We start from the raw sequence: 6,527 nt of genomic DNA, 5'->3' as shown, positions 1-6,527 counted from the left end.
GACGGTGCTCCTTCGGGCATGCGAGAACAGGGATGGCTCAAGAAGCCGCAGCAATCCCCGGCGGCACACACTGCCGCCGCCGGGAGATCAGCTGGCCGGATGGTGGAAAACGGTGGAACGCCGGCTGGATGTTGGAACGGCCGGACGATGATCCGTCGGGCCGTCACCGCAGGTCGGGGCCTGCCGACTAATCCCAGTACCAGGGGTTCGGGGGGCGTGTCAGGCCACGGAAGGGGCGTACGACGGTCGTTCCGTCGGTACGGCGGATAGCCACGTTGCGCGGCCCGGCGCCCGGTCGCCGTCCATTCCGATCGAAGTGCAGCCAGCTGTAGATGAGGACGGGTGGGCGGCGGGCGCTGTAGGGGATGGTCACGGTGACTGGCTGGCCGCGTTCGAGGTAGAGGCGGCCGATCATGCAGCTCACCGGGCGGGCGCCGGGAAGGCGTCGTGGTGGCGGCCGTCCAGGAGGCGGCCAGCCTGCTTCTTGCCGACGCGGCGCATCCGTACTGGCGTCTGCGAAGCACACGGGTCGTCGTGGTCCTGGCCGTGTCCTCGGGGATCGACCACGGTGAGACGTCCCCGGTCATGTCCGTGGTCTTCCGGTGCGTGGTCTCCCCACTGTTTGAAGAAGAACGGCACGTTGCGGCCACGGGTCTGATCACGCAGGCTGCGGATCCAGTCCGGGTGCAGAGGCCGCGCGCCGGGCCCGGACTCGCCGCCCGCGATGACCCAGTCGAGCCGGCGGATATGGCCGGACTCGCAGCGCTGGTCTGCGCAGCGGGCGCAGGCTTCGTCGTGGCTTTCGCCTTCGCAGCACGGGCAGGCCTGCCAGATATGGTCAGCGATCCACACGGGCCCGAGCAGGGGCTCGCAGCTGAGGAACCGGGTGTGGGCCGGGGTGCCGAGCAAGGCGGGGATCCGGATGTCCGCCCACCGCTGGTCTTCCACGGACACGCCCAGCCACACGTTGGGCAGCGGCTCGCCTCCCAGCATCGCGCCAGCGGCGAGCCACTCCTCCTGGCAGCCGGCGAAGTGCTCCCGACCCTGCTCCGCGACCTGGTGCCAGAACGTCGCCCGGGACAGCAGCGCTTTCATGCGGGCGTGCCGTTTGGTGAGGACCTGGTAGGTGTGGCGTGAGGTGAGCGCCATCATCGCGAAGACTTGGGCGATGTAGGTGTCGGAGATGTCCTGATGGAACAGGTCGGACATGCTGTCGAGGAAGATCCGGCGCGGGGTGCGCCAGGTCATCGGCAGGCGCAGGCGCTCAGGCCGCAGGGTGATGTCGAAGCCGGCCTCGAAGTGGTGGCCCGGGATGCCGCGCCACCGTTCGGCGAAGGTGGCCGCGTAGCAGTTGGTGCAGCCGTCAGAGATCTTTTCGCAGCCGGTGGTTGGGTTCCACGTGCTGTCGGTCCACTCGATGCCGGTGGTGTCAGCCATCGCTGGCCTCCCGCGCAGGTGCGTGGGTGAAGCGGACAGGCTTGCCGAGGCTGCGGGAATACGCAATTTCGCGGCGGGTGCTCTCGCCGATGTAGCCGTCCGGGTTGACCACGAGGACTTCGTCCGCCAGGTCGATCTTCCGCAGGTGCAGGTCGTCCAGCACCCGCTTGAGCCGGTCCGCCTGCACGGGGTCAGCCCACAGCGGGTGCGACTGCTTCAGGTTGCAGCCAGGCGCGAGGACGATCCGGCCGGCCACGGTCTCGTACAGGGTGGCTTCGGTGAACTGCTCCCAGAACCGGGTCGATCCGCACAGGACGACGATCGCCGGGCGCGAGGCGGAGGTGTCGGGGGTGGTGACGCTCTGATGGCGCACAGTGGTCCTCTCAGTGGTGAGCGTGGGTGGTGGTGTGCCGGGGGCGGCCGGGCGCTGAGGCCTGCGCGGCCACCCCGGGGCCTCACACGGTGGCGGGGGGACTCGCGTCTTCGGCCGGGGTCTTGGCGGTGGCCGCCTCAAGTTCGCCGTGGCGCTGCTGGAGGTGGTCGATGGCGGTGTGGTCGGTCAGCGCGGTCGTGATCAGTGCACGCTGGTACTCCATGCCTTCGGCGACGCCCCGGTGGTAGCGGCACTGGTCGTGGGCTTCGATGCAGGCCGGGCAGTCCTCCCAGTCCAGCGGGTCGTACGGTGCCGTCTCCGGGCCGGGGAGCTCCGCCGCCTGGCGGGAGACGAAGGGGGCGGGCACGGTGAACAGGTCCTCGTGCCAGGTGGCCGGCAGGTCCCGGAGCAGGCGGACGAGGGCGGCCGCGACCGGCCGGTAGTTGCCGAAGAGCGAGGTCCAGATCCGTCCGGCTTCGGTCGCCGGGTCGGGAGTGGAGGGCAGTTCGTAGGTGTTGCGGGCGTAGGCCCGGATCGTGTCGCGGCGTGCTTCCCAGGTACTGGTGTCGATCCCGGCCTCCGCGGCCGCGTCCAGGATCTGGGTGTCGTCGATGGGGTACGGGGCGAGCACGGATGCGGCGAGAATCTCGGCTGCGGCCGCGTCGTAGCGGGCGAGCGCGGCCACGGCCTGGTCGGTGCGGAAGGCGGTGCGCTGCGTCCAGAAGTCCGCGTTGCAGTACGCGGTGGCCAGCATGCGTTCGCGCAGCCGCGCGAGGTGGGTGGTGTCGTCCGGCATGGACTCTCTCCTTCACAGGGGTGGGGTGGTGGGCCGGGAAGCGGCGGTGGGGGCGGTCAGTCGGTGAGCCGGACGGGCATGAGCATGTAGCGCAGGGCGTGTTCGTCGCTGTCGTGGCCGCGCAGGACGGCGGGCTTGGTGGAGGAGGTGAACTGGAAGTCGACGGCCGTGGCGCCGCCGAGGGTGAGGGCGGTGAGGCCGTCGACAAGGAAGCCGGGGTTGAACGCGACGTTCAGTTCGTCGCCGCGCAGAGCGGTGTCGACGGTGTCGACGGCCTGGGCGTCGTCGCTGCTGCCGGCCTCCAGCACGAGGGAACCGTCGGCCGTGAACGTCAGCCGGACGGGCGTGCTCCTGACGGCGACCAGCGCGACCCGCTGGACAGCCTCCTTGAGCGCGCCGATCTCCACAGTCGCGGTGTGGGCGAACTCGGTGGGGAACAGCGTGCGGTAGGCGGGCAGGGAGCCCTCGATGGCGCGCAGGGTGGAGGTGCTGTTGTCGCTGCGCACGGTGAACAGACCCGAGGTGCCGCTGTCGCCGGGGAGGGTGAGGTCGACGGTGGGGTCATCGGCGCAGGCCTTGACCGCGTCCAGGAGCTTCTTGCCGGGGGCCAGGGCGGTGCGCTCGCCGGTCAGATCGCACCGCTTCCAGGCGAGGATGCGGACCGCGAACCGGTAGCGGTCGGTGGCGGTGAGGGTGAGCGTGCCCGCGTCCTGGTCGTGGTGCAGGGAGATCCCGGACAGGATGGGCAGGGCGTCGTCGCTGCCGAGCGCGGTAGCGACCTGGGTGACGGCTTCGGCCAGCGCCGGGCCGGGCAGCGTGCCGGAGCCGGTGCCGGGATCGGGGAGCTGCGGGTAATCCTCCAGCGGCAGCGTGGGAAGGGTGAACCGGGCGCTCCCGGCGGTCAGGATCAGGCGGGGCCCGGCGAGTTCGACCCGTACGGTGCCGCGGACGCGGGAGGCGATGTCGGTGAGGAGCCGGCCGGAGACGAGAGCGCGGCCGGGGCCGGTGACCGCCGCGGCGATCGTGGTGTCGCTGGACGTCTCGTAGTCGAAAGCGCTGACGCGCAGCCCGTCCTTGGTGGCGGTCAGGAGCAGTCCGGCCAGGACGGGGGCAGGCGGTTTGGCGGGCAGGCTGTGGGCGGCATAGCTGACGGCCGCGGCGAGGTCGGTCTGATCGACGGTGAACTGCACGAAGAGGTCCTGTCTGCAGAAGTGACGGAGGGCGGGCGAAGAGCGGCCCGGTCGGGGCCGCCCGCATGAGGGGCGGCCCCGACCGGGCCGTGGGCGTGTGGGTGGTGGGTCAGGAGGTGGGCAGGGGGCCGTGGTCCTCGCGCAGCCAGCACCACGACGTCAGCTCGTAGGCGGCCAGCGCGCACAGCGGGATCTGCAGGTGTGGCGCGTCGTCGTCTTCGAGCTGAACGGTGAGCTGGTCGGTGTCCCGCTGGACGATGACCAGCAGCGCCAGGCCGGGAGCGGCGGGTTCGGCGGCGTCGGGGCGCAGCTGCCACACCTGGCCGGGTTCGGCCAGCCACCACGGGTCCCCGGCGAGCACGCCTTCGCAGACGATCCGGTAGGCGACAGGCTCTGGCAGGAGGTCGTCGCGCATCAGCTCGCGTACGAGGGGCTGGATGACGCGGGCTGTGCGCTCGGGGCCGATCAGGCGGTCGACGGTGCAGCGCCCGGGCGGCGGGGTCCTTCGTCGAAGGCGTCGGATGAGGCGGTCAACGATGGAGGGCGTGCTCATGCGCGGGGTCCTTCCTCGAAGGCGGGGGCGTGTGCTGCGTGGTCGACGGCGGGCGGGGCGAGGGGATGTCGTGGCGTTCCGTCGCCGGGACGGGCCTGTTGGCGGGTGCGGGTTGGGGGAGTGTGAGGAGCCGCGCCAGGTGGCTGCGGGCGTCCAGGTCGTGGGCCGGGTCGTGGATGAACGCGGCCACCGCGGCGAGTTGGCCGCGCAGTTTCTGCAGTTCGTCTTCGGCGGTGCGCAGGAGTGCCGGTAAGTGGCTTGTCGCCCCGGCAGCATTTGTGGTCATCTCGGGAAACCTCCGTCTCCCCCGGGGCGGGGGCAGTGGGGCGTGTGTCTACCCCCGGGGCACGCCCCACGTCAGATGCGTCAGGGCGGTGCGATGGCAGCCGGGGCAGCCGGACATGGGGGTCGACGGCTGCCCCGGGCCGGATCCGGGAGGGCCGGCCGGTCAGGCCGACCGGGTCTGGCCGTGGGGGAGTCCGCGGTTGTAGAACTGGCGGGCTGCGGTGTCCAGGAGTGCGCGGTTGCTCTGCTGCCGGACGGCGGGGAGCCTGCGCTGCGGGCGCATCGGCCCGTTGATCTCGCGGTCCAGGTGCACGATCCGTGACTGGGGCACGGTCAGCGGATCGTGTCGGGCCGCGGCAGCCCGCTGTCGGCGTTGCTCGTCCTCGGCGGCGAGCACGTCGATCCAGCCGGGCCCGAGACGGTCGGCGAGACGCAGGCGCAGTTCGGTGCGCTGCCTGGGGGTGGTGCTGGCGAAGACACCGATGCGGGTGGCGGGCTTGTTGACCAGCGCCCATCGCAGGCAGGCCACCGCGATGGGGCAGGAGGCGCACGCCCTGCGGGCCTGCGCCAGCCGCTTCTCCGTCGCTGCACGGTCGGCGCCGCGGTCACCGATGGTGAGGTCGAACAGGGCAGGCGTCTTCTGGCAGACGGTGCCGGTGGCGGTGTGGGGGAAGGGAAAACGCGGGTCGAGAACAGCGTGGTCAGTGGTCTTGGGGATGCCGGGCCGGGTCATGACGTGACCTCCGGGAACAGCTGGGTCAGGTGGGGGAGTTGCAGCAGGACCTGCTCGAAGACCGGCCGCGGCACGCGCCACGGCCCGAGCGCCCCGGGACAGGGCACGGGCAGCGGCAGGACATGCACGTCGTCCAGGTCGAGGTGGAAGCAGCCGGGCTGCGCCCACTCGCTGCACGCAGGACCGTCGTCGGGGTCGGTGTGGCAGCCGGTGATCCGAACCACGGCGAGGACCGCGCTCGTGTGCAGGTGGTGGCCGCGGATCGTGCGGGCCACCAGCGGGTCGCGCAGCGCGGGCCGGTCGACGGATCCGCCGGCGTGCAGCAGACGCCAGCCCGTCGACCAGGCCCGAGGGCGGTTCTCGATCCGCTTGTCACCGTCAACGATGCAGGCGGCCCACGGCTGTTTCACGGTGATGCCGCGCAGCCAGTCGGGGGCGTACAGCGGGGCCGTCATCCCCTTGCCCCGAGCGCGGTACCGCGGCGGCCCGGACGGCGGCCGTGCACGGCGGGCGCGTACGCGTCCTGCCGGGATGCCGTATAGCCGAGCGGCTCCTGGCCGGTCTTGACCTTGTACATGGCCATGTCCGCGCCCCGCAGGATCCGGGACGCGCCGGCCGCGTCGGGCAGGTCGGCCGCGCGGGCGATACCGATCGACACCGACGGGCGCACGAGCTGCCCCTCGATGTCGCGCAGCGGCTGCCCCTCATAGGTGACGGGCTGCGCAAGCGCCGTGTGCAGGTCGACGATGTCGCGAACAGCGGTGGCACGCGGCATCAGCACCGTGACACCGAACTCGTCACCCCCCAGACGCGCGGCGAGCCCGCTCCGGCCGGCCGCCCACGTGCTGAGGCGACGGCCGATCGCAGCGATCAGCGCGTCGCCAGCGGGGTGTCCGAGGGTGTCGTTGACGGCTTTGAGTCCGTCGGCGTCGGCGACCAGGACGTGCAGGAGCTCCCGGCGGGTGTGGGCGAGCCGGTCGATCCGGTCAGTGAGGATGTCGCGGCCGGGCAGACCGGTCAGCGGGTCCCGGCGGGCGGTGTGCAGCTGGCGGCGCACCCGGACGTCGTCGGCGACGACGGCCAGGGCGAGCGGCACGACGGCCGCGGTGATGAGGAATGTGCGGGTCGGCTGCCGTAAGGCGCCGGGTCCGGGCATGATG

Annotated in this window: 9 protein-coding genes; all 9 read right to left on the bottom strand. The window is 71.8% G+C overall.

Annotation, left to right across the window (positions count from 1 at the left end; all coding sequences use genetic code 11):
• Positions 1 to 420 precede the first annotated feature (420 nt).
• Complete coding sequence (locus J8N05_RS47165) at positions 421 to 1,437, bottom strand: DUF5131 family protein (protein ID WP_210894760.1); 1,017 nt, start codon at positions 1,435 to 1,437, stop codon at positions 421 to 423.
• Positions 1,430 to 1,810 carry a hypothetical protein gene (locus J8N05_RS47160; protein WP_210894758.1) on the bottom strand — a complete coding sequence of 127 codons (381 nt, stop codon included), beginning with the start codon at positions 1,808 to 1,810 and terminating at the stop codon, positions 1,430 to 1,432. Before J8N05_RS47160 ends, J8N05_RS47165 begins: the two co-directional genes overlap by 8 nt.
• An 82-nt stretch (positions 1,811 to 1,892) precedes the next feature.
• The gene (locus J8N05_RS47155; RefSeq protein WP_210894756.1) at positions 1,893 to 2,606 is read right to left on the bottom strand and encodes a hypothetical protein; all 714 of its coding nucleotides are present in this window, start codon (positions 2,604 to 2,606) and stop codon (positions 1,893 to 1,895) included.
• 56 nt (positions 2,607 to 2,662) lie between these two features.
• Positions 2,663 to 3,796 carry a DNA polymerase III subunit beta gene (gene dnaN, locus J8N05_RS47150; RefSeq protein ID WP_210894754.1) on the bottom strand — a complete coding sequence of 378 codons (1,134 nt, stop codon included), beginning with the start codon at positions 3,794 to 3,796 and terminating at the stop codon, positions 2,663 to 2,665.
• Positions 3,797 to 3,905: 109 nt separating this feature from the next.
• Positions 3,906 to 4,349: a hypothetical protein gene (locus tag J8N05_RS47145; RefSeq protein ID WP_210894752.1), complete on the bottom strand. Its 444-nt coding sequence runs from the start codon at positions 4,347 to 4,349 to the stop codon at positions 3,906 to 3,908.
• Complete coding sequence (locus J8N05_RS47140; protein WP_210894750.1) at positions 4,327 to 4,635, bottom strand: hypothetical protein; 309 nt, start codon at positions 4,633 to 4,635, stop codon at positions 4,327 to 4,329. The genes J8N05_RS47145 and J8N05_RS47140 overlap by 23 nt, the downstream gene beginning before the upstream one ends.
• Positions 4,636 to 4,797: 162 nt before the next feature.
• Positions 4,798 to 5,367 carry a WhiB family transcriptional regulator gene (locus J8N05_RS47135; RefSeq protein ID WP_210894748.1) on the bottom strand — a complete coding sequence of 190 codons (570 nt, stop codon included), beginning with the start codon at positions 5,365 to 5,367 and terminating at the stop codon, positions 4,798 to 4,800.
• Positions 5,364 to 5,822 carry an ASCH domain-containing protein gene (locus tag J8N05_RS47130; protein ID WP_210894746.1) on the bottom strand — a complete coding sequence of 153 codons (459 nt, stop codon included), beginning with the start codon at positions 5,820 to 5,822 and terminating at the stop codon, positions 5,364 to 5,366. The genes J8N05_RS47135 and J8N05_RS47130 overlap by 4 nt, the downstream gene beginning before the upstream one ends.
• On the bottom strand, positions 5,819 to 6,523 hold the full coding sequence (locus tag J8N05_RS47125) for a GGDEF domain-containing protein (protein WP_210894744.1): 705 nt from the start codon (positions 6,521 to 6,523) through the stop codon (positions 5,819 to 5,821). Before J8N05_RS47125 ends, J8N05_RS47130 begins: the two co-directional genes overlap by 4 nt.
• Positions 6,524 to 6,527: the final 4 nt, after the last annotated feature.

It is taken from the genome of Streptomyces liliiviolaceus, from assembly GCF_018070025.1.
Classification (GTDB): domain Bacteria; phylum Actinomycetota; class Actinomycetes; order Streptomycetales; family Streptomycetaceae; genus Streptomyces; species Streptomyces liliiviolaceus.
This window is presented reverse-complemented; position numbering and strand designations above follow the sequence as displayed.